Origin of the sequence: Catellatospora bangladeshensis, assembly GCF_016862575.1 — a bacterium.
GTDB classification, from domain to species: domain Bacteria; phylum Actinomycetota; class Actinomycetes; order Mycobacteriales; family Micromonosporaceae; genus Catellatospora; species Catellatospora bangladeshensis.
This window is the reverse complement of record NZ_BONF01000004.1, coordinates 191,291-217,038: the sequence shown is the minus strand read 5'-3', so window position 1 is coordinate 217,038 and position 25,748 is coordinate 191,291. Positions and strand designations below refer to the sequence as shown.

Annotated in this window: 24 protein-coding genes; 8 read left to right on the top strand and 16 right to left on the bottom strand. The window is 71.3% G+C overall.

The features are described from left to right. Positions 1-214: 214 nt before the first annotated feature. The 8 genes from Cba03nite_RS02755 to Cba03nite_RS02720 are packed head-to-tail and all read right to left on the bottom strand — an operon-like array spanning position 215 to position 6,843. Positions 215-652 (bottom strand): metal-sulfur cluster assembly factor, encoded by a 438-nt coding sequence (locus Cba03nite_RS02755; protein ID WP_239125411.1) that lies wholly within the window; start codon positions 650-652, stop codon positions 215-217. Continuing rightward, positions 652-1,104 carry a Fe-S cluster assembly sulfur transfer protein SufU gene (gene sufU / locus Cba03nite_RS02750; protein ID WP_203741337.1) on the bottom strand — a complete coding sequence of 151 codons (453 nt, stop codon included), beginning with the start codon at positions 1,102-1,104 and terminating at the stop codon, positions 652-654. The genes Cba03nite_RS02755 and sufU overlap by 1 nt, the downstream gene beginning before the upstream one ends. A 2-nt stretch (positions 1,105-1,106) precedes the next feature. Then, positions 1,107-2,399, bottom strand: coding sequence for a cysteine desulfurase (locus Cba03nite_RS02745; RefSeq protein ID WP_203741335.1), 1,293 nt, complete (start codon positions 2,397-2,399; stop codon positions 1,107-1,109). An 11-nt stretch (positions 2,400-2,410) separates the two neighbouring features. Further along, entirely contained in the window at positions 2,411-3,181 is a 771-nt protein-coding gene (sufC, locus tag Cba03nite_RS02740) for a Fe-S cluster assembly ATPase SufC (protein ID WP_203741333.1), read from the bottom strand. Then, the gene (locus Cba03nite_RS02735; protein ID WP_239125410.1) at positions 3,178-3,513 is read right to left on the bottom strand and encodes a non-heme iron oxygenase ferredoxin subunit; all 336 of its coding nucleotides are present in this window, start codon (positions 3,511-3,513) and stop codon (positions 3,178-3,180) included. Before Cba03nite_RS02735 ends, sufC begins: the two co-directional genes overlap by 4 nt. Then, a complete protein-coding gene (gene sufD / locus Cba03nite_RS02730; protein WP_203741331.1) occupies positions 3,510-4,667 on the bottom strand; it encodes a Fe-S cluster assembly protein SufD in 1,158 nt (385 codons plus the stop codon). The genes Cba03nite_RS02735 and sufD overlap by 4 nt, the downstream gene beginning before the upstream one ends. Further along, the gene (sufB, locus tag Cba03nite_RS02725) at positions 4,667-6,088 is read right to left on the bottom strand and encodes a Fe-S cluster assembly protein SufB (RefSeq protein ID WP_203741329.1); all 1,422 of its coding nucleotides are present in this window, start codon (positions 6,086-6,088) and stop codon (positions 4,667-4,669) included. The genes sufD and sufB overlap by 1 nt, the downstream gene beginning before the upstream one ends. After that, the gene (locus tag Cba03nite_RS02720; protein WP_239125409.1) at positions 6,085-6,843 is read right to left on the bottom strand and encodes a helix-turn-helix transcriptional regulator; all 759 of its coding nucleotides are present in this window, start codon (positions 6,841-6,843) and stop codon (positions 6,085-6,087) included. Before Cba03nite_RS02720 ends, sufB begins: the two co-directional genes overlap by 4 nt. Positions 6,844-7,036: 193 nt before the next feature. On the opposite strand from Cba03nite_RS02720, the gene Cba03nite_RS02715 reads away from it, so the two are divergent. Continuing rightward, on the top strand, positions 7,037-7,960 hold the full coding sequence (locus Cba03nite_RS02715) for a COX15/CtaA family protein (RefSeq protein WP_203741423.1): 924 nt from the start codon (positions 7,037-7,039) through the stop codon (positions 7,958-7,960). Between the two features lie 76 nt (positions 7,961-8,036). Beyond that, positions 8,037-8,756, top strand: coding sequence for a hypothetical protein (locus Cba03nite_RS02710; RefSeq protein ID WP_203741327.1), 720 nt, complete (start codon positions 8,037-8,039; stop codon positions 8,754-8,756). Between the two features lie 394 nt (positions 8,757-9,150). On the opposite strand, the gene Cba03nite_RS02705 is transcribed toward Cba03nite_RS02710, so the two are convergent. The 3 genes from Cba03nite_RS02705 to Cba03nite_RS02695 all read right to left on the bottom strand — a co-directional run bounded on the left by Cba03nite_RS02705 (position 9,151) and on the right by Cba03nite_RS02695 (position 11,538). Next, on the bottom strand, positions 9,151-10,053 hold the full coding sequence (locus Cba03nite_RS02705; protein WP_203741421.1) for an ATP-grasp domain-containing protein: 903 nt from the start codon (positions 10,051-10,053) through the stop codon (positions 9,151-9,153). An 82-nt stretch (positions 10,054-10,135) separates the two neighbouring features. Further along, positions 10,136-10,456 carry a hypothetical protein gene (locus Cba03nite_RS02700; protein ID WP_203741325.1) on the bottom strand — a complete coding sequence of 107 codons (321 nt, stop codon included), beginning with the start codon at positions 10,454-10,456 and terminating at the stop codon, positions 10,136-10,138. 227 nt (positions 10,457-10,683) lie between these two features. After that, positions 10,684-11,538, bottom strand: coding sequence for a heme o synthase (locus Cba03nite_RS02695; RefSeq protein WP_239125417.1), 855 nt, complete (start codon positions 11,536-11,538; stop codon positions 10,684-10,686). Positions 11,539-11,970: 432 nt separating this feature from the next. Here Cba03nite_RS02695 and tkt point away from each other — a divergent pair, with 432 nt between their 5' ends. Genes tkt through pgl form a run of 6 tightly spaced genes read left to right on the top strand, consistent with a single transcriptional unit; the run spans position 11,971 to position 20,089 of the window. Continuing rightward, entirely contained in the window at positions 11,971-13,989 is a 2,019-nt protein-coding gene (gene tkt, locus Cba03nite_RS02690) for a transketolase (protein ID WP_239125416.1), read from the top strand. Between the two features lie 5 nt (positions 13,990-13,994). Further along, entirely contained in the window at positions 13,995-15,110 is a 1,116-nt protein-coding gene (gene tal / locus Cba03nite_RS02685) for a transaldolase (protein ID WP_203741321.1), read from the top strand. An 8-nt stretch (positions 15,111-15,118) separates the two neighbouring features. After that, the gene (locus Cba03nite_RS02680; protein WP_203741417.1) at positions 15,119-16,744 is read left to right on the top strand and encodes a phosphoglucose isomerase-related protein; all 1,626 of its coding nucleotides are present in this window, start codon (positions 15,119-15,121) and stop codon (positions 16,742-16,744) included. A 12-nt stretch (positions 16,745-16,756) separates the two neighbouring features. Then, the gene (gene zwf, locus Cba03nite_RS02675; protein ID WP_203741415.1) at positions 16,757-18,292 is read left to right on the top strand and encodes a glucose-6-phosphate dehydrogenase; all 1,536 of its coding nucleotides are present in this window, start codon (positions 16,757-16,759) and stop codon (positions 18,290-18,292) included. A 34-nt stretch (positions 18,293-18,326) separates the two neighbouring features. Beyond that, a complete protein-coding gene (locus Cba03nite_RS02670; RefSeq protein WP_203741319.1) occupies positions 18,327-19,325 on the top strand; it encodes a glucose-6-phosphate dehydrogenase assembly protein OpcA in 999 nt (332 codons plus the stop codon). Beyond that, positions 19,322-20,089 carry a 6-phosphogluconolactonase gene (pgl, locus tag Cba03nite_RS02665; protein ID WP_203741317.1) on the top strand — a complete coding sequence of 256 codons (768 nt, stop codon included), beginning with the start codon at positions 19,322-19,324 and terminating at the stop codon, positions 20,087-20,089. The genes Cba03nite_RS02670 and pgl overlap by 4 nt, the downstream gene beginning before the upstream one ends. Positions 20,090-20,205: 116 nt before the next feature. On the opposite strand, the gene secG is transcribed toward pgl, so the two are convergent. The 5 genes from secG to gap form a co-directional block, all read right to left on the bottom strand. Next, a complete protein-coding gene (gene secG / locus Cba03nite_RS02660) occupies positions 20,206-20,472 on the bottom strand; it encodes a preprotein translocase subunit SecG (protein ID WP_203741308.1) in 267 nt (88 codons plus the stop codon). A 76-nt stretch (positions 20,473-20,548) separates the two neighbouring features. Then, on the bottom strand, positions 20,549-22,357 hold the full coding sequence (locus Cba03nite_RS02655; RefSeq protein ID WP_203741306.1) for an ABC transporter substrate-binding protein: 1,809 nt from the start codon (positions 22,355-22,357) through the stop codon (positions 20,549-20,551). A gap of 279 nt (positions 22,358-22,636) precedes the next feature. Then, on the bottom strand, positions 22,637-23,416 hold the full coding sequence (gene tpiA, locus Cba03nite_RS02650) for a triose-phosphate isomerase (protein WP_203741304.1): 780 nt from the start codon (positions 23,414-23,416) through the stop codon (positions 22,637-22,639). After that, complete coding sequence (locus Cba03nite_RS02645; protein ID WP_203741302.1) at positions 23,416-24,612, bottom strand: phosphoglycerate kinase; 1,197 nt, start codon at positions 24,610-24,612, stop codon at positions 23,416-23,418. The genes tpiA and Cba03nite_RS02645 overlap by 1 nt, the downstream gene beginning before the upstream one ends. Beyond that, positions 24,612-25,616 carry a type I glyceraldehyde-3-phosphate dehydrogenase gene (gene gap / locus Cba03nite_RS02640; protein WP_203741301.1) on the bottom strand — a complete coding sequence of 335 codons (1,005 nt, stop codon included), beginning with the start codon at positions 25,614-25,616 and terminating at the stop codon, positions 24,612-24,614. Before gap ends, Cba03nite_RS02645 begins: the two co-directional genes overlap by 1 nt. Positions 25,617-25,748 lie beyond the last annotated feature (132 nt).

Here is a 25,748-nt window from a genome sequence, read left to right as displayed (position 1 = left end):
CCTCTCCGCGGACCGCGCCAAGATCGTCCGACTTGCCCGGCAGGTGGGCGAATCATGAGCCCGGATACGCCCATGTGCCTGGCAAGTCGGACGATCTTGGGCGAGGCGGGCCGAGCCGGGCGCGGGGCGGGCGCGGGGTGCGGGGCGGGCGCGGGGTGCGGGCGCGCGAAGGGCGCCCGGCCGGGTGGCGGGGCGCCCTTCGCGGAAGAGACGGTCAGACGTTGAAGCCGAGGGAGCGGAGCTGGTCGCGGCCGTCGTCGGTGATCTTGTCGGGGCCCCACGGCGGCAGCCACACCCAGTTGATCCGCATGTCGTTGACCAGACCGCCGCCGGGGCCGGTGCACAGCGCGGCGCGGGTCTGCTCCTCGATCACGTCGGTGAGCGGGCAGGCGGCCGAGGTCAGCGTCATGTCCAGGGTCGCGACGTTGTCGTCGTCGACGTGCACGCCGTACACCAGGCCGAGGTCGACGACGTTGATGCCGAGCTCAGGGTCGACGACGTCCTTCATCGCCTCCCGGACGTCGTCCAGCTCCGCCTTCTTGACGGTCCTCGTCGCGACCGCGTCGGTGGTGGCCTCCGCGGCGAGCGCGGCCTCCTGCTCCGACGTGCGCGTGGTGTCGACGGCGCCCTCGGCGATGTCGGTCTCGCTCATCACACTTCCTCCTTCTCGAGGGCGACGGCCTGGGCGACCGCGTCCTTCAGCGCCATCCAGGACAGCAGGGCGCACTTCACTCGGGCCGGATACTTGGCGACGCCGGCGAACGCGACCGCGTCCTCCAGCACCTCCTCGTCCGGCACGATCTGGCCCTTGCCGCCCATCAGCTCGACGAACGCGGCGTGCACGGCCAGCGCGTCGGCGATCTTGCGGCCGGTCACCAGCTCGTGCAGCACGCTCGCCGAGGCCTGGCTGATCGAGCAGCCCTGGCCGTCGTACGAGACGTCGCTGATGGTCTCCCCGTCCAGGGCGACCCGCAGCGTGATCTCGTCGCCGCAGGTCGGGTTCACGTGGTGCACGTCCGCGGCGTAGGGCTCACGGAGCCCCCGGCCCTTCGGGTGCTTGTAGTGGTCCAGGATGATCTCCTGGTAGAGCTGGTCGAGCTGCATGGCTAGGCGAAGACCTTCCGCACCTGCTCGAGGCCGCGCACGAGCGCGTCGACCTCGTCGGTCGTCGTGTAGAGGTAGAACGAGGCTCGGGTGAGCGCCGGCACCGAGAAACGATCGCAGATCGGCCGCGCGCAGTGGTGGCCGACCCGCACCTGCACGCCGAGCGAGTCGAGCACCTGCCCGACGTCGTGCGGGTGGATGCCCTTGAGCGTGAACGAGATGGTCGCACCCCGCCCCACCGGCACCTCGGGCCCGTAGATGCGCAGGTCCGGCACGGTGGCCAGGGCGTCCAGCGCGTACGCCGTCAGCTCCTTGTCGTGCCAGGCCACCGCGTCCATGCCGATCTCGGTCAGGTAGTCGACGGCCGCGCCCAGCCCGACCGCCTGCGCGATCGGCGGGGTGCCCGCCTCGAACCGGGCCGGAGCCGGCAGGTACGTCGAGCCGGTCAGCTTCACCGTCTCGATCATCGAGCCGCCGCCCAGGAACGGCGGCATCGCGTTCAGCAGCTCCTGCCGCCCCCACAGGACACCGATGCCGGTCGGGGCCAGCATCTTGTGCCCGGTGAACGCGATGAAGTCCACGTCGTAGTCGACGACGTCCATCGGCAGGTGCGGCACCGACTGCGAGCAGTCGAGCATGAGCAGCGCGCCGACCTCGCGCACCCGCTGGGTGATCCGGGCGGTGGCGTTGACCGTGCCGAGCACGTTGGACATGTGCACGATCGAGACGATCTTCGTCCGCTCGTTGACCAGCTCTTCGAGGTTGCTCTCGTCGAGGCGGCCGCTCTCGGTGATGCCGAACCACCGCAGCGTCGCGCCGGTGCGCTGGCACAGCAGCTGCCACGGCACGATGTTGGAGTGGTGCTCCATCTCCGAGATCACGATCTCGTCGCCGGGGCCGAGCCGGAAGCGCGGGTCGTCGGCGTGGGAGCCGAAGCCGTGCGCGACCAGGTTCAGCGCCTCGGTGGCGTTCTTGGTGAACACGATCTCGTCCGGGCTGTTCGCGCCGATGAACGCGGCGACCTTGGCACGGGCGCCCTCATACAGCTCGGTGGACTCGGTGCCCAGCGTGTGCACCGAGCGGGCCACGTTGGCGTTGTGGCGGGCGTAGTAGTCCGCCACCGCCTCGATCACCTGGCGCGGCTTCTGCGAGGTGTTGCCGCTGTCCAGGTACGCCAGCCGGTGGCCGTTGACCTCCCGGTCCAGGATCGGGAAGTCGGCGCGCACGCGCTCCACGTCGAAGCGCGGCTTGTCGTCGTACTGCGGCATCCCGGCCGGGATGGTCAACGTCGTCATCTTCAGCTCCCTCAGGCGCCCACGGCGGCCGCGCCGGTGTAGCTCACGTAACCCTCGGCCTCGAGCTTGTCGGCCAGCTCCGGGCCGCCCTCCTCGGCGATCCGGCCGGCCACGAACACGTGCACGAAGTCCGGCTTGATGTAGCGCAGGATCCGCGTGTAGTGCGTGATCAGCAGCACGCCGGTGTCGTTGGCGTCCTTGACCCGGTTCACACCCTCCGACACCACCCGCAGCGCGTCGACGTCGAGGCCGGAGTCGGTCTCGTCCAGGATGGCGATCTTCGGCTTGAGCAGCTCCAGCTGCACGATCTCGTGCCGCTTCTTCTCGCCGCCGGAGAAGCCCTCGTTGACGTTGCGCTGGGCGAAGGCCGGGTCCATGCCCAGCTTCTCCATCGAGCCCTTCAGCTCGCCGGCCCAGGTGCGCAGCTTCGGCGCCTCGCCGTCGATCGCGGTCTTGGCCGTACGCAGGAAGTTGGCCACCGAGACGCCGGGGACCTCGACCGGGTACTGCATCGCCAGGAACAGGCCAGCGCGGGCGCGCTCGTCCACGCTCATGGCCAGCACGTCCTGGCCGTCCAGGTGCACCGAGCCGCCGGTGATCTCGTACTTCGGGTGGCCCGCGATCGAGTAGGCCAGCGTCGACTTGCCGGACCCGTTCGGGCCCATGATGGCGTGCGTCTGGCCCGACTCCACGGTCAGCGTGACACCGTGCAGGATCGGCTTGAGCTCGCCCTCGGGCAGCTTCACCGACACCTGAAGGTCGCGGATCTCCAACTTGCTCATCGGGTTACTCCATTGCTTGGCGTCAGGCTGACGTAGACATCGCCGTCGCGTACTTCGACGGGGTAGACGGGGACGGGTTCGGTCGCGGGCAGCCCGGAGGGTTCGCCGGTACGAAGATCGAAACGCGATCCGTGCAGCCAGCATTCCAGGGTGCAGCCGTCGACCTCACCCTCGGACAGCGCCACCGCGGCGTGCGAGCACTCGTCGTACGCGGCGTAGAAGCCGTCGTCCTCCGCGTGCACCAGCACGATCGGCGTGCCGTCCAGGTCCACCGCGAGCGCCGCCCCCTTGGCGATCTCGTCGGCGGCACAGGCCCTCAGGAACTCGGTCACGCGCCCGCCTTCTCCAGACGCTGCTCGATCGCCGCCCCGAGCCGCTCGCGCAGCTCCTCGACCGGGATCTTGCCGAGCAGCTCGGCGAAGAAGCCGCGGACGACCAGCTTGCGCGCCTCGGCCTCCGGGATGCCCCGGGCCATCAGGTAGAACAGCTGCTCGTCGTCGAAGCGGCCGGTCGCCGAGGCGTGGCCCGCGCCGACGATCTCGCCGGTCTCGATCTCCAGGTTGGGCACCGAGTCGGCCCGCGCGCCGTCGGACAGCAGCAGGTTCCGGTTCACCTCGTAGGTGCTGGTGCCGGTGGCCTGGTCCTGGATCAGCACGTCGCCGACCCAGACGGTGTGCGCGCCGTCGCCCTGCAGCGCGCCGCGGTACCCCACGTACGAGGTGCAGTCCGGCACCGAGTGGTCGACCAGCAGGCGGTGCTCCAGGTGCTGCTCGCCGTCGGCGAAGTAGAGCCCGTACAGCTCCGCCTCGCCGCCGCGGCCGGTGTAGTCGACGCTGGTGAACTGGCGCACCAGGTTGCCGCCCAGGGTCACCTGCACGTGCAGGATCCGGGCGTCGCGCCCCAGCCGCACCTTGACGTGCTGCGCCTGCACCGCGTCGGCGGCCCAGTCGGTCACCGTGACCAGGGTCAGCCTGCCGCCGTCGGCGACCGCGATCTCGACGTTGTCCGCGAGCGTGGCGTAACCGGTCTGCTCCAGCACCAGCGTCGCCTCGGCGAACGTGCCGACCTCCACGAAGGTGTGGCCGAAGGTCGGCGTGCCGGACAGGCCGCCGTCGACCTTGAGCACGACCGGCTCCGCCGGGGTCGCCTCGGGCGCGATCCGCACCAGCGTCGCCGTCTCGAACGACTCGAACGCCAGCGCGCTGATCCGGTCGAACGGCGTCAGCACGCTGCCGATCCGGGCGTCGTCGCGGCCGATCCCGGTGACCGTCACGCCCTCGGGCAGCGCGCCGTGGCCGATCGCCGGCCAGTGCGCCGCCTCGCCGGAGACGTCCCCGGCCGACATCCGGTCCAGCCCGTGCAGGCGCTTGAGCGGCGTGAAGCGCCACTCCTCCTCACGGCCGGTGAGCGCCGGGAAATCGGCGGCGTGGAACGAACGCAGCGCCTGCGACTTGGTCTTGGGCGGTGCGATTGCTTCGGTGGTCATCAGCCGACGGCGCCTTCCATCTGCAGTTCGATCAGTCGGTTCAGTTCCAGCGCGTACTCCATCGGCAGCTCCTTGGCGATGGGCTCGATGAAGCCGCGCACGATCATGGCCATCGCCTCGTCCTCGGACAGGCCCCGGCTCATCAGGTAGAAGAGCTGGTCGTCGCTGACCTTGGAGACGGTCGCCTCGTGGCCCATGGCCACGTCGTCCTCGCGGATGTCGACGTACGGGTAGGTGTCGCTGCGGGAGATGGTGTCCACCAGCAGCGCGTCGCACTTGACCGTGCTCTTGCTGTGGTGCGAGCCCTCCAGCACCTGGACCAGGCCGCGGTACGAGGTCCGGCCGCCGCCGCGCGCGATCGACTTGCTGATGATCGTGCTGGACGTGTGCGGGGCCGCGTGCACCATCTTGGCGCCGGCGTCCTGGTGCTGGCCCTCACCGGCCATGGCCACCGACAGCACCTCGCCCTTGGCGTGCTCGCCGACCATGAAGACCGCCGGGTACTTCATGGTGACCTTGGAGCCGATGTTGCCGTCGACCCACTCCATGGTCGCGCCCTCGTGGCACACGGCGCGCTTGGTGACCAGGTTGTAGACGTTGTTCGACCAGTTCTGGATGGTGGTGTAGCGGCAGCGCGCGTTCTTCTTCACGACGATCTCGACGACCGCGCTGTGCAGCGAGTCGGAGGAGTAGATCGGCGCGGTGCAGCCCTCGACGTAGTGCACGTACGCGCCCTCGTCGACGATGATCAGGGTCCGCTCGAACTGGCCCATGTTCTCCGTGTTGATCCGGAAGTAGGCCTGCAGCGGGATCTCCACGTTGACGCCCGGCGGCACGTAGATGAAGGAGCCGCCCGACCACACGGCGGTGTTCAGCGCGGCGAACTTGTTGTCGCCGACCGGGATGACGGTGCCGAAGTACTCCTGGAACAGCTCCGGGTGCTCGCGCAGCGCCGTGTCGGTGTCCAGGAACAGCACGCCCTGCTGCTCCAGGTCCTCACGGATGGCGTGGTAGACGACCTCGGACTCGTACTGCGCCGCGACACCGGCCACCAGGCGCTGCTTCTCCGCCTCCGGGATGCCGAGCTTGTCGTACGTGTTCTTGATGTCCTCGGGCAGCTCCTCCCAGGAGGCCGCCTGCTTCTCGGTCGAGCGCACGAAGTACTTGATGTTGTCGAAGTCGATGTCCGACAGGTCGGCGCCCCAGCTCGGCATGGGCTTGCGGCCGAACAGGCGCAGCCCCTTGAGCCGCAGCTCCAGCATCCAGTCGGCCTCGTTCTTCTTCGCCGAGATGTCGCGCACCACGGCCTCGTTGAGCCCGCGCTGCGCGTTGGCACCGGCCAGGTCCGGGTCCGCCCAGCCGTACTCGTACTTGCCCAGGCCAGCGAGCTGGTCCTCGGTCGTGGTGATCTGCTCGGTCATGAGTCCGTCCCTATCGTGGCGCGGTCGTTGATCTGAAGAAGCTGAGTACGTTTCGGCGGCTTGAGCTGCTGATCCCGGGCAAAGCCCGGGATGTGAGTGGTGCACACCCCGTCGCCGTGCGCGATCGTCGCGAGCCGCTGCACGTGCGTGCCGACCAGGCGGCCGATCACCTCGGTCTCGGCCTCGCACAGCTGCGGGAACTCGGCGGCGACGTGCGCCACCGGGCAGTGGTGCTGGCACAGCTGCCCGCCGGTCGCGATCGTGGACGCGCTCGCAGCGTATCCCTGGGCGGTCAGCGCCTCGGCGAGCGCCTCCGCGCGGGCGAGAGGATCATCACCCGAGTCGCGTACGGCGGACTCGCAGCGCTCCTCGAGCGCGGCCACCTGAGCGGCGGCGAAGGCGGCGACCTCCTGCTGCCCACCGCGCTCGGCGATCCAGCGCAGCGCGGCGGCGGCCAGGCCGTCGTAGGCGTGGCGGCCGAGCCCGTCCCGGGCGGCGTCGGTGAGCAGGAACAGCTTGGCCGGGCGACCCCGGCCGCGGGGCCCGCGCAGCACCTGCTCGCGGGCGGTGACCAGGCCCTCGGCGAACATCGCGTCGAGGTGGCGCCGGACGCCGGCCGGGCTGAGGCCCAGCTCCTCGCCGAGCGCCGCCGCGGTGGCGGGGCCCTGGGCGAGCAGCTCGATCACCCGATCGCGCGTGGCCGGATGGCCCGAGCGCCGATCGGATGGCTCGACGACCACCGCACCCTTTTTCACTACGCCAGTGTGACTTATTTAGTTCGACGTGCGCAAACCGCCCCCGGCGTGACACGTGACACTACGCGTGCCCGCGCTCGGCGCGCCCGGAACGCACGCCTACCATCGTTTCGTGCGAGATGTCGAGCCCGCCCCCGCCTCCCCGCTCCCCCGGCTGACCAGGCTGCTGGAGCGCGTGCCCGCGACCCGGCGGCTGCTCGACGCGGGCCCCCTCACCCAGCGCCGCCTCGCGCTCGCGGGGCTGGCGGGCAACATCGGCATCGTGATCACCGGCGGGGCGGTCCGGCTGACCGGCTCCGGACTGGGCTGCCCCACCTGGCCCAAGTGCACCGAGGACTCGTACACCACCACCGCCGCGATGGGGATCAACGGCGCGGTCGAGTTCGGCAACCGGCTGCTCACCTTCGTGCTCGGCGCGATCGCGGTGCTGCTGGTGCTGGCCGCCTGGCGGCACCCCCGCCTGCGCGCGCTGTCCGTCATCCTGCTGCTGGGCATCCCCGGGCAGGGCGTGGTGGGCGGCATCACCGTGCTCACCGACCTCAACCCGTACGTCGTCGGCCTGCACTTCCTGCTCTCCACCGTGATGATCGCGGGCTCCTACGCCCTCTGGCAGCGCACCGTGCCCCGCCCCGAGGCCGTTCCCGGCGCGGTCCGGCTGCGCGGGCTGACCTGGGCGCTGACCGCCGCGTCGGCCGTCGTCGTGGTGATCGGCGTCATCGTCACCGGCAGCGGCCCGCACGCCGGTGACGACAAGGCCCGCCGCACCGGCCTGAACCCCGAGATGATCTCCCAGCTGCACGTGGACGCCGTCTTCCTCATGCTCGGCCTCGCCGTGGCCTGCTGGTTCGCCGCCCGCGCGGTGCCCTCCCCCGCGATGGCCCGCGCGAGCGCGATCCTGCTCGCCGTGTCGCTCGCCCAGGGCGCGATCGGCTTCGTGCAGTACTTCACCCACCTGCCCGCCGTACTGGTCGGTTTCCACATGGCCGGCGCCTGCGCGGTGTGGGTCGCCACCCTCGGCGTCGTCTGGGCGACCGGCTTCGACGCCCCCGGAGCGGCTGGGAGCGCGCCCAGCGCGACCAGGCCCGAAACAGACCGGACATTGGTCACCGTCCGGTAACCAACGGATTCCGATCCGGGCGTCAACCGGTCCCAGACCGCCCCCGCCGGACGCCTCGCGGAGCGATGATGGCGGGGTGCCGACCTCTCTGCGCCGCGCGCCGCAGGCGCACCCCGACGACTCGCTGCCCGGCGTGGTGACCCGGGCCTTCACCACTGCCGGTGACCTGGACTACTGGGCCAGCGTCCGGCACGCCGAGAACGCCGCGCAGATCACCGAGGAGCTGGCCACCCTCGTGCGCACCGGCCGCGCCCCCATCGCCCGGGAGCCACTCGCCCACGCCGTCGAGCTGCTGCTGACCACCCTCGACCACGCCGACGACGCCTCCGGCGCCCTGGACAACCTGCTCAGCCGCCTGCTGGCCACCCACGCCGAGGCCTGCCGCCAGGACCCGCCCGACCCCGTCGAGCTGGCCGACTGGCTCGTCACCGTGCAGTTCGACGCGGGCCGCTGGTGCCCCGTCGACATCTGGGCCTACGGCCCCGCCCTCGGCAAGGAGGGCCTCGACCACTACCGCGCCGTCGTCCGCCGCCGCTGGGCCGCCGACCCCGGCGACCTCAGCGCCCGCGACGCCGTCGAGCGCCTCGCCCGCTGGGAACACGACACCGCCACCCTCATCGAGGTCATCGGCGGCGACCTCAAACACCCCGCCCAATACGGCCGCCTCGCCCGCGCCCTGGCCGACATCAACGAACCCACCCTCGCCCGCCACTGGGCCGAACGCGGCCTAGCCGCCCACCCCGACGACCCCCCAGGCGCCGGCCTCCGCGACTTCCTCGCCCGCACCCCCCTCTAGCCCCACCCCACCCCGCCCCCACCCCGCGCCACCACCCCCTCTCCCGCGCCGATCTTGCGCGGACTGTGGGTGCGACTCGCCCTTTCCGGGCATATCCCTAACACTTCGCGCAAGATCGACGCGATCTTGGCCGTGGGGCGGCGGTGGGGTTTGGCGAAGATCGCGGCTTCGTGTCGACATGTGAGGTCAGAGCACAGGTTGTGACACGAGACGGCGATCTTCGCCACCGGCGTCGCCACGCCTACCCGCGAAGATCGCGGTCTCGTGTCCAAAGGTCGGGCCGGACCCCAGGTTTGGACACGAGACCGCGATCTTCACCGGCGGCCGAGCCGGAAAGCTGGCCGAGCCGGCCGAACCCGGCTCGGGGCGGTGGCGACGGCCGGGCGGCGGGGTGTCAGAGGAAGGAGGCCAGGGCGGTGGCGAGGCGGGCGGGGGACTCCTCATGGTGGAGCATGAAGACCGAGGGCTCGGTGAGTTCCAGCTCGACGAGCAGGGGGTTGCCGCGCTCGTCGGGGATGAGGTCGACGCGGGCGTAGGCCAGGCCGCCGGGCAGGGTCGCCACCACGGCCTCGCCGACGGCGAGCTCCGCGGCGGTGGGCACGCGCGGCGTGATCTCCTCGGGCTTGTACAGGGTGTCCATGCCCTCGTCCGGGCCGGTCAGCATGGGCCCCTTGCGGATCGCGTGGCTGTACACCAGGCGGCCGGTCACCGGGTCCGCGAAGAACAGCAGCGCGGTCTCCCCGTAGGAGTCCACCGCCGGCAGGTACGGCTGGATCATGACGATCCGGCCCGCGGCCTGCAGCCGGCGCACGTGCGCCACGGCCAGAGCGCCGTCTCCGGGCCCGTAACGGCCGGTGTCGCGGCTGCCCGCGCTGACGGCGGGTTTGACGACGTACTCGCCGCCGGGCGGCGTCCACGAGTCGTCCGGGCCGAGGAACACGGTCGGGGTGACCGGCAGCCCGGCGGCGGCCAGCTCGGCGAGGTAGCGCTTGTCGGTGTTCCAGGCGACCGTCTCGGCCGGGTTCACCAGGCGGGGCACGCGGCGCGCCCAGGCCAGGAACTCGTCCCGGCGCTGCGCGTAGTCCCAGGTCGAACGCAGCGCGACCAGGTCGTACGCGGCCCAGTCGACGGCCGGGTCGTCCCACACGGCGGGCTCGGCGTCTACGCCCAGCGCCGCCAGCGCGGGCAGCACCAGCCGGTCGTCGGGCTCCAGCAGCGGAATCTCGGCGCAGGTGACGATCGCGACGCGCGGCCGCCGATCGGCCGGAGCGGCAGCGGGAACGGGGGTGGAAACCAGGGCGACCCGGGCAGCTGCCCGGGTCGCGTGGTCAAGGGGTGTGCTCACAAGATCCGAATATAACCGGAGAGGTGAAAGAACCTCAGCGTGCCAGCGTCCGCTTGGACATGGAGCGCCAGAGGTCGTTGGTGGGCCGCATCAGCTCGATGAGCTCACGCTCCCACTCGTTCTCCACGGTGACGCCGGCCCGCTCGCAGGCGGCCCTGGCGATGTCGGTGCTCGCGGCGAACTGGTCGCCCCAGGCTCCGTCAGTGCCCACCAGCACGATGCGCGCACCACGCCGACCGACGTACTCGATGACGCCCTTCGCTCCCCCGTGCGCGCTCGCGAACTCGCGCAGGCCCGCCACGAGCGTGGCGGTGGGGTGCTCGATCGTCATCGTCGTATCTGAACCATCTGCCATGCCAAGCACCATAAGCAGAACGGGCGTCCGGTGGAGGTACTGTGAGGACCTTTTGTGATTCCTGTTACGTGATCGCAACTCTGTGATTATTGATCAAGTGTCCGAGTTCGCCCGGAATTATCACGGTCAATGCGTCGCAGAACGGACAGCCCTCGGCCAGCTGGAGTCAGCTGGCCGACACTCCGTTACCAAATCGGGCGTGTCCTGCCCAAACAGTCAAGAACCGCTCAGATGAACACGTCGACCGCGGCCGCCACGAACACGATCGTGAGGTACGCCGTGGACCAGTGGAACAGCCGCATCGGCTTGACCGGCTCCCCCTTCACGGTCCGGCTGTACAGGCCGTGCGCCTCCAGGATGAAGAAGCCGCCGCAGATCAGCGCGGGCAGGCCGTACACCGACGACATGCCCAGCGGCCACACCGCCAGCGAGGTGGCCACCGTGAGCCAGGAGTACACCACGGACTCGATGGCGACCCGGCGCGGGGTGGCGGTCACCGTGAGCATGGGGATGCCGGCGCGGGCGTAGTCGTCCTTGAACCGGATGGCCAGCGCGTAGAAGTGCGGCATCTGCCAGAAGAAGACGACGCCGAACAGCAGCCACGCCGCCGGGGCGAGCGTGCCGGTGACGGCAGCCCAGCCGATCAGCACCGGCATCGCGCCGCACACGCCGCCCCAGAAGGTGTTGTGCGGGGTGGTCCGCTTCAGCCAGGCGGTGTAGATCAGGTCGTAGTAGACGATCGCCGCCACCGTCAGCGCGGTGGCAAGCCAGTTGGTGAACAGCGCCATCAGCACCGTCGACGCGGCCGCCAGGGAGAGGCCGAACAGCAGCGCGTGCCGCGGGGCCACCTGGTGGGTGACCAGCGGGCGGCGCGAGGTGCGGCCCATCAGCGGGTCGATGTCGCGGTCGAGGTAGCAGTTGATCGCGTTGGCGGCGCCGGCCGCGAACGAGCCGCCGACCAGCACCACCAGCATCAGCCAGACGGACGGCAGCCCTTCGGCGGCCAGCATCATCGCCGGGACGGTGGTGACCAGCAGCAGCTCGACGATGCGCGGCTTGGTGAGCGACACGTACGCCCCCACCTTGGCCCAGCGGACGCTGCGGGCCCGCTCCTGCGCGGCACGGGCGGCCGCCCCCGGCTGGACCGGGATCGGGCTGGTGCGGGGGGACGGGAGATCTGTGGTGGCCGCGTCGGGCGACTCTGCGGCGAGCGTGCTCACCCGCTACACAGTACGGCAACGCTGGTCAAGCCCTGCGGGCGCGCCACCTCGCGCGGAATGGACGGGTTCGCACATGTGTCGTGCAGGGTATGAGTAGGGTCAACACCGACGCCGGCGACACCGTGGCCGCCCGCGCGACGATGCTTTGTACCTGCCGGAGCCCCTGGGCGTGGCGAACCTGTCCACGGCCTGGCGGTGACGGACGAGTCCGCTAGGAGTAGCACAGCTGTGACCGAGCAGTTGATCTGGTCTGACATCGACCGCCGCGCGGTGGACACCGCCCGCGTCCTGGCCATGGACGCCGTCGAGAAGGCCGGCAACGGCCACCCGGGCACCGCGATGAGCCTCGCCCCCCTCGCCTACCTCCTCTTCCAGCGGGCCATGCGGCTGGACCCCAACGACCCCGACTGGACCGGCCGCGACCGGTTCGTGCTCTCCGCCGGGCACTCCAGCCTCACCCTCTACGTCCAGCTCTTCCTCGCCGGCTACGGCCTGGAGCTGTCGGACCTGCAGGCGCTGCGGCAGTGGGGCTCGCTGACCCCGGGCCACCCGGAGCACGGCCACACCCGCGGCGTGGAGACCACCACCGGCCCGCTGGGCCAGGGGCTGGGCAACGCGGTCGGCATGGCGATGGCCGCGCGCCGCGAGCGGGGCCTGTTCGACCCGGACGCCGCCCCCGGCACCAGCCCGTTCGACCACCACATCTACGTGATCTGCTCGGACGGCGACATCGAGGAGGGCGTGACCCACGAGGTCTCCTCCATCGCGGGCCACCAGAAGCTCGACAATCTCATCGTCTTCTACGACGACAACGAGATCTCGATCGAGGACGACACCCGCATCGCCAAGTCCGAGGACGTCTGCGCGCGGTACGAGGCGTACGGCTGGCACGTGGAGAAGGTCGACTGGACCCACGGCAACACCGGGTACGAGGAGAACATCCCGCAGCTGTGGGCGGCGATCCAGCGCGCCAAGGCGGTCACCGACAAGCCGAGCTTCATCGCGCTGCGCACCATCATCGGCTGGCCCGCGCCGACCAAGCAGAACACCGGCAAGATCCACGGCTCGGCGGTCGGCCCGAACGAGGCCGCCGCGGTCAAGGAGGTGCTGGGCTTCGACCCGGCCGTCGCGTTCCCGGTCGAGGACGACGTGATCAAGCACACCCGCGCGGTGGGCGAGCGCGGCCGTGTGCTGCACACGCAGTGGAAGGACTCGTTCCAGGACTGGGCGAAGGCCAACCCGGAGCGGGTGGCGCTGTTCGAGCGGATGAAGACCCGGACCCTGCCGGAGGGCTGGGAGGACGCACTGCCCAGCTTCCCCGCCGACGCCAAGGGCGTGGCCACCCGCGCCGCGTCGGGCCAGGTGCTCAACGCGCTGGCGCCGGTGCTGCCGGAGCTGTGGGGCGGCTCGGCCGACCTGGCCGAGAGCAACAACACCACCATGAAGGGCGAGCCGTCGTTCGTCCCGGCGGAGTACGCCACCAAGGAGTTCCCCGGCCACGAGTTCGGCCGCACGCTGCACTTCGGCATCCGCGAGCACGGCATGGGCTCGATCATGAACGGCATCGCCCTGCACGGCGGCACCCGCGTCTACGGCGGCACGTTCCTGGTGTTCAGCGACTACATGCGCCCGCCGGTGCGGCTGGCCGCGCTGATGCAGCTGCCGGTGACCTACGTCTGGACACACGACTCGATCGGCCTCGGCGAGGACGGCCCGACCCACCAGCCGGTGGAGCAGCTGACCGCGCTGCGCGCCATCCCGGGCCTGAGCGTGGTGCGCCCCGCCGACGCCAACGAGACGTCGCACGCGTGGCGCATGGCGCTGCGGCACAGCGACCGCCCGACCGCGCTGGCGCTGACCCGCCAGGCGATCCCGGTGCTCGACCCGGCCAAGGCGACCGCCGACGCGTTCGCCCGGGGCGGCTACGTGCTCGAGGAGGCCTCCTCGGGCACCCCGCAGGTGATCCTGATCGCCACCGGTTCCGAGGTGTCGCTGGCGCTGGCCGCCCGCGAGCGGCTGGAGGCCGAGGGCACCGCGACCCGGGTCGTGTCGATGCCGTGCCAGGAGTGGTTCCGGGAGCAGGACGCGGCCTACCGCGAGTCGGTGCTGCCGGCCGCGGTCAAGGCCCGGGTCAGCGTCGAGGCCGGCATCGCCATGTCGTGGCGTGACCTGGTCGGCGACGCGGGCGAGTCGGTGAGCCTGGAGCACTACGGCGCCTCCGCGCCGTACCAGACGCTGTTCGAGAAGTTCGGTTTCACCCCGGAGGCGGTCGCCGACGCGGCCCGCCGCTCCCTCGCGAAGGCAGGTGCGTGAACGACATGACGGATCCACTGGGCGAGCTTTCCGCCGCGGGCGTCGCGGTATGGCTCGACGACATCTCCCGGGAGCGGCTGACCGAGGGCGGCTCCCACACCGCGCTGACCAAGCTGCGTGACGAGTCGCACGTGGTCGGCGTCACCAGCAACCCGACCATCTTCGCCGGGGCGCTGGCCGGCAGCGACGACTACGACGCGCAGCTGCACGAGCTGAAGGTGCGCGGCGTCTCGGTCGACGAGGCGGTGCGCATGCTCACCACGTACGACATCCGGTGGGCGTGCGACGTGATGCGGCCGGTCTTCGACGCCACCGACGGCGTGGACGGCCGGGTGTCGATCGAGGTCGACCCGCGGCTGGCCGACCAGACCGAGCCGACCATCGCCGAGGCCAAGCAGCTGTGGTGGCTGGTCGACCGGCCCAACCTGTTCATCAAGATCCCGGCGACCCTGGCCGGCCTGCCCGCGATCACCGCGGCGCTGGCCGAGGGCATCAGCGTCAACGTGACGCTGATCTTCTCGCTGGAGCGCTACCGCGCGGTGATGGACGCCTGGCTGGAGGGCCTGGAGCAGGCCAAGGCCAACGGGCACGACCTGTCGAAGATCGAGTCGGTCGCGTCGTTCTTCGTGTCGCGCTTCGACACCGAGATCGACAAGCGGCTGGAGAAGATCGGCACCCCGGACGCGCTGGCGCTGCGCGGGCAGGCCGCGGTGGCCAACGCCCGCCTGGCGTACGGCGCGCACCTGGAGGTCGTGGGCGGCCAGCGCTGGGCGGCGCTCAAGGCGGCCGGGGCGCGCCCGCAGCGGCCGCTGTGGGCCTCCACCGGGACCAAGAACGCGGCCTACCCGGACACGCTCTACGTCGAGCAGCTGATCGCGCCGAACACGGTCAACACCATGCCGGAGAAGACCATGCAGGCCTTCGCCGACCACGGCAAGGTGCCCGGCGACACGGTCAGCGGCAACCTGCAGTCGGCCGAGATGACCCTCGACGCGCTGCGCGAGGTCGGCGTCGACTACGACGACGTCGTCGAGTTCCTGGAGCGCGACGGCGTGGCCAAGTTCGACGCCAGCTGGAAAGAGCTCCTCGAGGGCGTACAGGCGAAACTGGAGCAGGCGTGACGCAGGAGATGTCTGTGGGCGGCGGGCTGGCCGTACGGGTCAGCCAGGAGATCGCCGCCGAGGCGGAGCCGGTGCTGGCCGAGCTGCTGACCGACGGCGTGCCGGCCAAGCTGGCCGCCAAGGACCCCACCCTGTGGGGTCCGGCCGCCGAGGCCGAGTCTTCGATCCGGCTGGGCTGGGTTGACACGTTCCAGCGCAGCCGGGCGCTGCTGCCGCAGCTCGCGGCACTGCGCGACGAGCTGGGCGAGCTGGACCACGTGGTGCTGGCCGGCATGGGCGGTTCCTCGCTGGCCCCGGAGGTGATCTCCCTCACGGTGGGTAAGCAGCTCACCGTGCTGGACACCACCGATCCGGGCCAGGTGGCCGCGGCCCTGCGCGACCGGCTGGACCGCACCGTGGTGGTGGTGTCCAGCAAGTCCGGCGGCACCGTCGAGACCGACAGCCACCGCCGGGCGTACTGGCAGGCGTTCCTCGACGCGGGCCTGAGCCCGGCCGAGGCGGGCCGCCGGTTCGTCGTCGTCACCGACCCGGGCTCGCCGCTGGAGGCGACCGCCCGCGAGATGGGCGCCTCGGTGATCCTCGCCGACTCCGACGTGGGCGGGCGCTACTCCGCGCTGACCGCGTTCGGCCTGGTGCCCACGGCGCTGGCCGGGGTCGACGTGGCCGAGCTGCTGGACCAGGCAGAGTGGTTCGCGAGCACGCTGACCGACGACGTCGACAACCCGGCGTTCCTGCTCGGCGCGGCGATGGGCGCGGCGGCCCGCAACGGCCGCGACAAGATCGCGCTGGTGGACGACGGCAGCGGCATCACCGGCCTGGGCGACTGGGCCGAGCAGCTCATCGCCGAATCCACCGGCAAGGAGGGCAAGGGCGTCCTGCCCGTCGTCGTGGAGACCCCGACCAGCGCGGGCGCGACCGGCCCGGACGTGCTCACCGCCACGGTCGGCGGGGCGCTGGGCGTCGGCGAGATCCCCGGCAGCGGCGTGGTCCCGCACGTCTCGGTCAACGGGGCGCTGGGCGCGCAGTTCCTGTGCTGGGAGGCCGCCACCGCGGTGGCCGGGCGGGTGCTCGGCATCAACCCGTTCGATCAGCCCAACGTCACCGAGTCGAAGCAGAACACCGCCAAGATCCTGGAAGAGGGCCTGCCCGCGGCGGCGCCGTCGTTCACCGAGGGCGACATCGTCGGGTACGGGGCCGGAGGCTCCCTGGAGGAGGCCCTGCGCGCCCTGCTGGACGCGGCGGGCGGGGACGGCTACGTCGCGATCATGGCGTACCTGGACCGGTTCGCCGACGCGGACACCGCGAAGCTGCGCGAGCTGCTGGCCGCGGCGAGCGGCCGCCCGGTCACCTTCGGCTGGGGCCCGCGCTTCCTGCACTCGACCGGCCAGTACCACAAGGGCGGCCCGCAGTCCGGCGCGTTCCTGCAGATCACCGGCGAGGTGGCCGAGGACCTGCCGGTGCCGGGCAAGCCGTACACCTTCGGGCAGCTGCAGGCCGCACAGGCCGGCGGTGACCGGCAGGCGCTGGCCGGGCGCGCGCGCCCGCTGCTGCACCTGCACCTCACCGACCGCGCCAAGGGCATCGCCCAGCTGCTCGACGCGGCCGCCCGCCTGGCCCCCCACAAGGAAGGGTGACGTCACGTGACCGTGCCGTCCGTCCCGCAGCGGCGCAATCCGCTGCGGGACCCCCAGGACCGCCGCCTGCCGCGCATCCCCGAGCCCTGCGCGCTGGTCATCTTCGGGGTCACCGGTGACCTCGCCCGCAAGAAGCTCATCCCGGCCGTGTACGACCTGGCCAACCGGGGTCTGCTGCCGCCCGGCTTCGTCATCGCCGGGTTCGCCCGGCGCGACTGGGGCGACGGCGACTTCGAGTCCATGGCCCGCACCGCGGCCATGGAGCACGCGCGCACCCCGTGGCGCGAGGAGGTCTGGACCCGGCTGGCCGGCAACATCCGGTTCGTGGGCGGCGCGTTCGACGACGACGCCGCCTTCGACCGGCTCTCGTCCTGCCTGAACGAGCTGCGCGACAGCCACGGCATCCAGGGCAACGCCGCGTTCTACCTGTCCATCCCCCCGGCCGCCTTCCCGACCGTGCTCAAGCAGCTGGAGCGCACCGGCATGGCGGACAACGCCAAGTCCGGCGGCTGGCGCCGAGTCGTGGTGGAGAAGCCGTTCGGCGAGGACCTGGAGTCGGCCAAGGCGCTCAACGACCTCGTCGACGACGTGGTCAGCGCCGAGGACGTCTTCCGCATCGACCACTACCTGGGCAAGGAGACGGTCCAGAACATCCTGGCGCTGCGCTTCGCCAACTCGCTGTTCGAGCCGCTCTGGAACTCCAAGTACGTCGACTCGGTGCAGATCACCATGGCCGAGGACGTCGGCATCGGCACCCGGGCCGGCTTCTACGACGCCACCGGCGCGGCCCGCGACGTGCTGCAGAACCACCTTATGCAGCTGCTCGCGCTGGTCGCCATGGAGGAGCCCACCACCTTCGACGCGAGCGAGATCCGCGCCGAGAAGCTCAAGGTGCTGCGGGCCACCGTGCCGCCGAAGGACGTGGCGACCGAGACGGTCCGCGGGCAGTACCTCAAGGGCTGGGTGGCCGGCGCGCGCGCCAAGGGCTACCTGGAGGAGGCCGACGTCCCGGCGGACTCGACCACCGAGACGTACGCGGCGGTGCGGCTGACCATCCAGAACCGCCGCTGGGCGGGCGTGCCGTTCTACATCCGCGCGGGCAAGCGCCTGCCGCGCCGGGTGACCGAGGTGGCCGTGCTCTTCAAGAAGGCGCCGCACCTGCCGTTCTACCCGGAGGACGTGGAGCTGCTCGGCAACAACCAGCTGGTCATCCGGGTCCAGCCGGACGAGGGCGTGATGCTCAAGTTCGGCTCCAAGGTGCCCGGCACCCAGATGGAGCTGCGCGACATCACCATGGACTTCGCCTACGGCGAGGCCTTCACCGAGTCCAGCCCGGAGGCGTACGAGCGGCTCATCCTCGACGTGCTGCTCGGCGACCGGACGCTGTTCCCGGACGCGGCCGAGGTCGAGGAGGGCTGGCGCATCATCGACCCGCTGGAGGACGCCTGGCAGGGCACCAAGCCGGCCACCTATCGGGCCGGCGAGTGGGGCCCGCGTGAGGCCGACGAGATGCTGGCCCGCGAGGGACGCTCCTGGCGGCGGGCATGACCCCATCGACGCACGTCAGTGGAAGTAGGAGCGGATGCTAGCCCTGTGGGACACCACCGGTAACGAGGTGGTGCGCAAGCTCGCCTCGGAGCGGCGCAACGCGGGCGGCGTCGCCAGCGGTCTCGCGCTGAACCTGGTCGTCGTCGTGGACGAGGGCCGGGTCCGGCAGGTCGAGGACGCGGCCACCATCGCCGCCGCGTCGCACCCCTGCCGCCTGCTCGTGGTCAGCCGCGGCCCGGTGGCCGGGGTCGACACGGCGACCGCCGTCGCCAAGGACCGGCTCGACGCCGAGATCGTGGTCGGCGGCCGGCTCGGCCCGTGCGAAGCCGTCATCATGCGGATGCACGGCCGGCTGGCCCTGCACAGCGAGTCGGTGGTCATGCCGCTGCTGGCCCCGGACGTGCCGGTGGTCACCTGGTGGCACGGCTGCCCGCCGGAGCACATCGCGTACGACCCGCTGGGCGTGGTCGCCGAGCGGCGGGTCACCGACATCGCCCAGTGCCCCGACCCCGCCGCGGCGCTGCGGCAGCGGGCGGTGGACTACGCCCCCGGCGACACCGACCTGTCCTGGACCCGGCTGACCGGCTGGCGCTCGCTCATCGCGGGCGCCTTCGACACCGAGCTCGCGCCCGCCGTCTCGGCGCGGGTGCACGCCTCCCCCGGCGACCCGCTGGGCGCCCTGCTGCGCGGCTGGATCATCGCGCGGACTCAGATCGCGGTGGAGACGGCCGACTCGGCGCAGGGCAACCTGTCCGGCGTCGACTTCACGCTGGCCGACGGCGGCAGCCTGAGCCTGCACAGCACGGGCGACGGTATGGCGCTGCTGCGCAAGAGCGGCGTCCGGGACCAGGTGCTGCCGCTGGTCGAGCGGCGCCTGGGCGAGGTGCTCGCCGAGGAGCTGCAGCGGCTCGACGCCGACCAGCCCTACGCCGCGGCCCTGGCCGCCGCGACCGGCTCGGCCGAGCTCGGCGAGCGCGCGGGCGTGCGTACCCACATCTGGCAGGACCCGGCGTGGGAGACGGTGCCCGCGTGAGCGAGTCGAGTGTGATCGTGCACGCGGACGCGCGGCTGCTCGCTGAGGCGGTGGCCGCGCGCCTCATCGTGCGGGTGCTGGACGCGCAGGCCGAGCGGGGATCGGCCGACGTCGTGCTGACCGGGGGCCGGGTCGCGGCCGCCGTGTACCGGGCGGTGCTGGCCAACCCGGCCCGGGACGCGGTCGATTGGTCCCGGGTCGACCTCTGGTGGGGCGACGAGCGCTTCCTGCCCGCGGGCGACCCGGACCGCAACGACACCCAGGCGCGCGAGGCCCTGCTGGACGCGCTGCCGCTCGATCCCGCCCGGGTGCACCCGATGCCACCCTCCGACGGGCCGGACGGCGCAGACCCGGAGCTGGCGGCCGCGCGCTACGCCGCGGAACTCGCCCGCTCCGCGCCCGGCTCGGGCGAGCTGCCGCACTTCGACGTGCTGCTGCTGGGCGTGGGCGAGGACGGGCACGTGGCGTCGGTCTTCCCGGAGCACCCGGTGGCCTACGAGACGCGGCCGGTCAGCGCGGTGCGGGGCAGCCCGAAGCCGCCGCCGGTGCGCACCACGCTGACCCTGCCTGCGATCAACACCGCCGACGAGGTGTGGCTGATCGCGGCAGGCCCGGACAAGGCGGGCGCGGTGGGCATGGCGCTGACCGGGGCCGGGCCGGTGCAGCTGCCCGCGGCCGGGGTGCACGGCACCTCGCGTACCGTCTGGCTGCTGGACCGGGCCGCGGCGGCCCAGGTCCCGCTCAGCTCCCGCGCGCTGCGCTGACCCGACGACGGCCTTTGCTCTGCACACCTATACGCAACAGTTGCGTATAGGTGTGCAGAGCAAAGCCGAAAGGGCGGCTGACCCCACCGGGTCAGCCGCCCTTTTCGTGCGTGCTGTCAGCCGACGTTGCCGGCGGCCATCTCCAGCTTCAGCCAGAGACCGAGTCCGACAATGCAGGCGAACCAGACGATACCCACCAGCACGGTGTAGCGGTCGAGGTTCTTCTCCGCCACCGACGAGCCCGCCAGGCTCGACGAGACGCCGCCGCCGAACATGCTGGACAGGCCGCCGCCCTTGCCCCGGTGCAGCAGGACCAGCAGCGTCAGCAGGGCGCTGGTGATGATCAGCAACACGATCAACGTGTAGGCGAAGCCGATCGGCATGAGCAGGTGTCCTTAGGTTCGGTGGCCGCTCGCGCGGCCGCGGGTGTCGAACAACAATAGCGGGCCAGGCGGCCGGCTAGGAGGCCGAGGAGGTCACATCCACCGGAATCGAGGGATCCTTCAGGCCCAGCGCGGCCAGATCCGGCGCACCGAACTGCGAGTGGATGAACGCCCCGGCCACGTTCGAACCGTACATCCGGATCGAGTTCGGGTAGAGCACCGGGATCGTCACGGCCAGCTCGGAGAGCTTGCTGTCCAGCTCGCCCCACAGCTTGTACTGCCGCTCCGCGTTGGTCTCCCCCATCGCCTCGGCGATCGCCTTGTCGATGTCGGCGTTCTGCAGGAACGAGTAGTTCGAGCCGCTCTGCTCGCCGGTCGGCTTGACCAGCTGGCCGTCGAACAGCGGCGGGATGACCGCCGAGCCGTTCGCCCAGTCCGGCAGCCAGCCCGCGTACACCAGGTGGTTGCCGTGGCCGATGTCGGCGATGGTGCCCCAGTACTTGTCCGCGGGGTAGCGCTTGAGGTTCACCTTCACGCCGATGCGCACGTACGCGTCGACCATCGTCTTCACGTAGCGGGCGATCGTGTCGTTGTCGGGCAGCGCCACCGAGATGGTGTCGGGGCAGGTTACGCCCGCGGCCTTGGCCTTCTCGATGTGCTGGAGCGCCTTGTCCTCGTTGCCGTCGCTGTCGACCAGGGTGTCGTAGTGGTCGAACTTGGCGTGCGCGGCCAGGCCCGGCGGGAGCATCGCGGTGGCCAGGTCACCGATGATCGAGCCGCCCATCGCCTGCCGGTACTTGCGCTTGTTGAACGCGTACACCAGCGCCTTGCGGCAGTCGAGGTTCTTGACCAGCTGGGTGTTGATGGCGAAGTAGCGCACCGAGCCGGTCGGGCCGGTGGCCGCCCGCTGCGACAGCTTCGGGTCGTTGATCACCTGCTGCAGGAAGTTCGGCGCGACGTTGTTCTGCAGCATGATCGTGTTGCGGTCGGCGCCCTGGTCCTGGATCAGCGCGTTGGTGACCGCCGGGTCGTTCTCGTCGACCTGGAACACGATCTTGTCCGGGTGGCCCTTGCGCACCGAGTCGAGGCTCGGCGACCAGTGCTCGTTGCGGACCAGGGTGAAGACGTTGTCCTTCGCCGTGCGCGCCTCGACCCGGTAGGGGCCGTTGGACAGCGGGCGCAGGTCGTACGCCTCCTTGTCGGCGTCGGCGCCCGGCTTGGCCGGGGAGAAGATGGGCAGCGCCACCGTGTAGTTGAAGTCGCCCGCCGGCTGCTTCAGCCGGAACCGGACGGTGTACGCGTCCTCGCAGGAGACCGACTCCAGCTCCTTGCCGCCGAACGGGCCCTCGTACGGGCTCGCGTTGTCCTTCAGCATCAGCTCGGCGTAGGGCAGGCCCGAGTCGAAGGTCGCCGCGAAGTTGCGCTCGACGCCGTACTTGAGCTGCTGGCAGTTGACCTGCGCGCCGTCCTCCCACTTCATGCCCTCGCGCAGCTTGAACTCCCAGACCGTGTTGTTCTCGCTGGGGCGGCCGAGGTCGGTGGCCAGGTCGGGCACCAGCTCGCTGCTGGCCGCGCCCGGCTCCGCCTTGTACGTGGTGAGCGTGCGCGACAGCAGCCGGCTGATGTTGGCGTCCATCGCCGCGGCGATGCGCTGCGGGTCCAGGTGCTCCGGCAGCGAGGGCAGCACCACGCGCAGCGTGCCGCCGGACGCGACGGTGTCGTTCGCGTCGGCAGCCGAGTCGCAGGCCGACGCGGCGCCCAGCGCTACGAGCGCCACGGCGGCCGCGGTCAGGCGGCGCAGGCGCCGGGGTTGCGGAGTCGCCTGGGGCGCCAGGTGGGTGGCGGCGCTCCGCGACGAGCCAGTTTCGGAAGAGAGGTTCGGCATCGTCGTCCTCCCAGCGGGCGTGGGGGGTGGCCCGCCAAGGATCTCTAGGGGGTGGTCGGGGGGCGGCCGAGCAACATCAAAGTCGCCCGGTCACGCGCACACTCTAGGCACTCGGGCGGTCCCTGCGGCAGCCGGGAGTCAGATCGCAACAAAGCGACACTCGGGGCAGCCACGAGATCACTTTCCGTGTCCGTCCCGTGATACGGCGAAGCCCCGCCCCTGCTGCGGCAGCAGCGGGACGGGGCTCCGCGAGCGGCTCTCGCCGCGGCTTGCACCTGCTCAGACGCCCAGGCGGCAGATCTTGGCGAACTCGTCGCCGTCCAGGCTCGCGCCGCCGACCAGCGCGCCGTCCACATCGGGCTGCGCCATGATCTCGGCGATGTTGCCGGCCTTCACCGAGCCGCCGTAGAGCACCCGCACCACCTGCGCGGTGGACTCGCCCTGGGTCTTGGTCAGCTGCGCACGGATCGCGCCGATGACCTCCTGGGCGTCCTCGGGCGTGGCGGTCTTGCCGGTGCCGATCGCCCAGACCGGCTCGTACGCCACGACGACCTTCTCGACCTCGGCCGGGCTCAGCTTGGCCAGGCCACCGTCGAGCTGGGCCAGGGTGTACTCGACGTGGTTGCCCGCCTCGCGGACGTCCAGGCCCTCGCCCACGCACAGGATCGGCGTGATCTCGTTGGCCAGCGCCGCCTTCACCTTGGCGTTGACCAGCTCGTCGGACTCGGCGTGGTACTGCCGGCGCTCGGAGTGGCCGACCGTCACGAACGAGCAGCCCAGCTTCGCCAGCATCGCGCCGGAGATCTCGCCGGTGTACGCGCCGGACGCGTACGCCGACAGGTCCTGCGCGCCGTACTTGATGAGCAGCTTGTCGCCGTCCACCAGGGTCTGCACGCTGCGGATGTCGGTGAACGGCGGCAGCACCGCCACCTCGACGTCCTCGAGCTGCTTCTCGGTCAGGCTGAACGCCAGCTTCTGCACGAGCTTGATGGCCTCGAGGTGGTTGAGGTTCATCTTCCAGTTGCCGGCCATCAGGGGCCGGCGCTTGACCTCTGCCATCACTTCTCCAGTGCTTCGAGACCGGGCAGCTTCTTGCCCTCGAGGTACTCCAGGGAGGCGCCGCCGCCCGTGGAGATGTGGCCGAACGCGGCCTCGTCGATGCCGAGCGCGCGCACCGCCGCGGCGGAGTCGCCGCCGCCGACCACGGTGAAGCCGTCCACCTTGGTGATGGCCTCGGCCACGCCCCGGGTGCCGTTCGCGAACGGGGCCAGCTCGAACACGCCCATCGGGCCGTTCCAGAAGACCGTCTTCGCGCCGGACAGCGCGTCGGCGAACAGCGCCACCGACTCCGGGCCGATGTCCAGGCCGAGCCAGCCGGCCGGGATCGCGGTCGCGGCGACCGTGTCGGTCTGCGCGTCGGCGGCGAACTTGTCCGCGACCACGACGTCGACCGGCAGGACGATCCGGTCGCCCGCGCGCGCCAGCAGGTCGCGGCAGGTGTCCAGCATCTCCTCCTGCAGCAGCGAGGCGCCCACCTCGTGGCCCTGGGCCTTGAGGAAGGTGAAGCACATGCCGCCGCCGATGAGCAGCTTGTCGGCCCGGCCCAGCAGCGCCTCGATCACGGCGAGCTTGTCGGACACCTTCGAGCCGCCCAGCACCACCGCGTACGGCGTGGCCGCATCCTCGGTGAGGCGCTTGAGCACCTCGACCTCGCGCCGCACCAGGCCGCCCGCGTAGTGCGGCAGCCGGGCCGGGACGTCGTAGACGCTGGCGTGCTTGCGGTGCACCGCGCCGAACGCGTCGTCGACGTACACGTCGGCGAACGCGGCCAGCTGGTCGGCGAACGCGCCGCGCGCGGCCTCGTCCTTGCTGGTCTCACCGGCGTTGAAGCGCAGGTTCTCCAGCAGCACGACGCCGCCCGGGGCCAGCGCCGCGACGGCGGCCTGCGCCGACGGGCCGACGGTGTCCTCGGCGAACGCCACCGGCGAGCCGAGCAGCTCGGCGAACCGGGTGGCCACCGGGGCCAGGGTGTACTTCGGGTCGGGCTCGCCCTTCGGGCGGCCCAGGTGCGACATGACGATCACCGAGGCGCCCGCGTCGCGCAGCGCCGTGATGGTCGGCAGCACCGCCCGGATCCGGCCGTCGTCGGCGATCGTCCCGGGGCTGTCCTTGACGAAGGGCACGTTCAGGTCGGCGCGCACCAGCACGCGCCGACCCGAGACGCCCTCGGCGAGCAGTTCGTCGAGGTTGCGCATCAGAGAGAGGCGCCCACGAGCTTGGTGAGGTCCACCAGGCGGTTCGAGTAGCCCCACTCGTTGTCGTACCAGCCGACGACCTTCACCTGGTTGCCGATGACCTTGGTCAGGCCGGCGTCGAAGATGCAGGAGGCCGGGTCGGTCACGATGTCCGCGGACACGATCTCGTCCTCGGTGTAGACCAGGATGCCCTTGAGCGGGCCCTCGGCCGCGGCCTTGATCGCGGCGTTGACCTCCTCGACCGACGTCTCGCGAGCGGCGGTGAAGGTCAGGTCGGTGGCCGAGCCGGTCGGGATCGGCACGCGCAGCGCGAAGCCGTCCAGCTTGCCCTTCAGCTCCGGCAGCACCAGGCCGATCGCCTTGGCCGCGCCGGTCGAGGTCGGCACGATGTTCAGGGCCGCGGCGCGGGCGCGACGCAGGTCCTTGTGCGGGCCGTCCTGCAGGTTCTGGTCCTGGGTGTACGCGTGGATCGTGGTCATCAGACCCTTCTCGATCCCGATCGCGTCGTTGAGGACCTTCGCCATGGGGGCGAGGCAGTTGGTGGTGCAGGAGGCGTTCGAGATGATCGTGTGCTTGGCGGCGTCGTACTTGTCGCCGTTGACGCCCAGCACGACGGTGATGTCCTCACCCTTGGCCGGAGCCGAGATGATGACCTTCTTCGCGCCGTTGTCGGCGTGCACCTTCGCCTTGGCGGCGTCGGTGAACAGGCCCGTCGACTCGATCACGATGTCGGCGCCCAGGTCGCCCCACGGCAGCTTGCCCGGGTCCCGCTCGGCGAACGCCTTGAACGACTTGCCGTTGACCGTCAGCTCGGTCTCGGTCGCCTTCACCTCGTAGGGCAGGCGGCCCAGGATCGAGTCGTACTTGAGCAGGTGCGCCAGGGTCGCGTTGTCGGTCAGGTCGTTCACGGCCACCAGCTCGATGTCCGCGCCGGACGCCAGCAGCGCCCGGTAGAAGTTACGCCCGATGCGGCCGAAGCCGTTGATGCCAACCCGGATGGTCACAGGTCCCATCTCCTCGCCATGTGCGCCGACGGGCGGCTTTTACGCCCAGTGCGGCGGCCGATAGGTCACTCGCCCGGTCACGCCGCCAGCCCACCTGGCAACGGCATCGCGGCCGAGCCGCCGGCAGCGTCG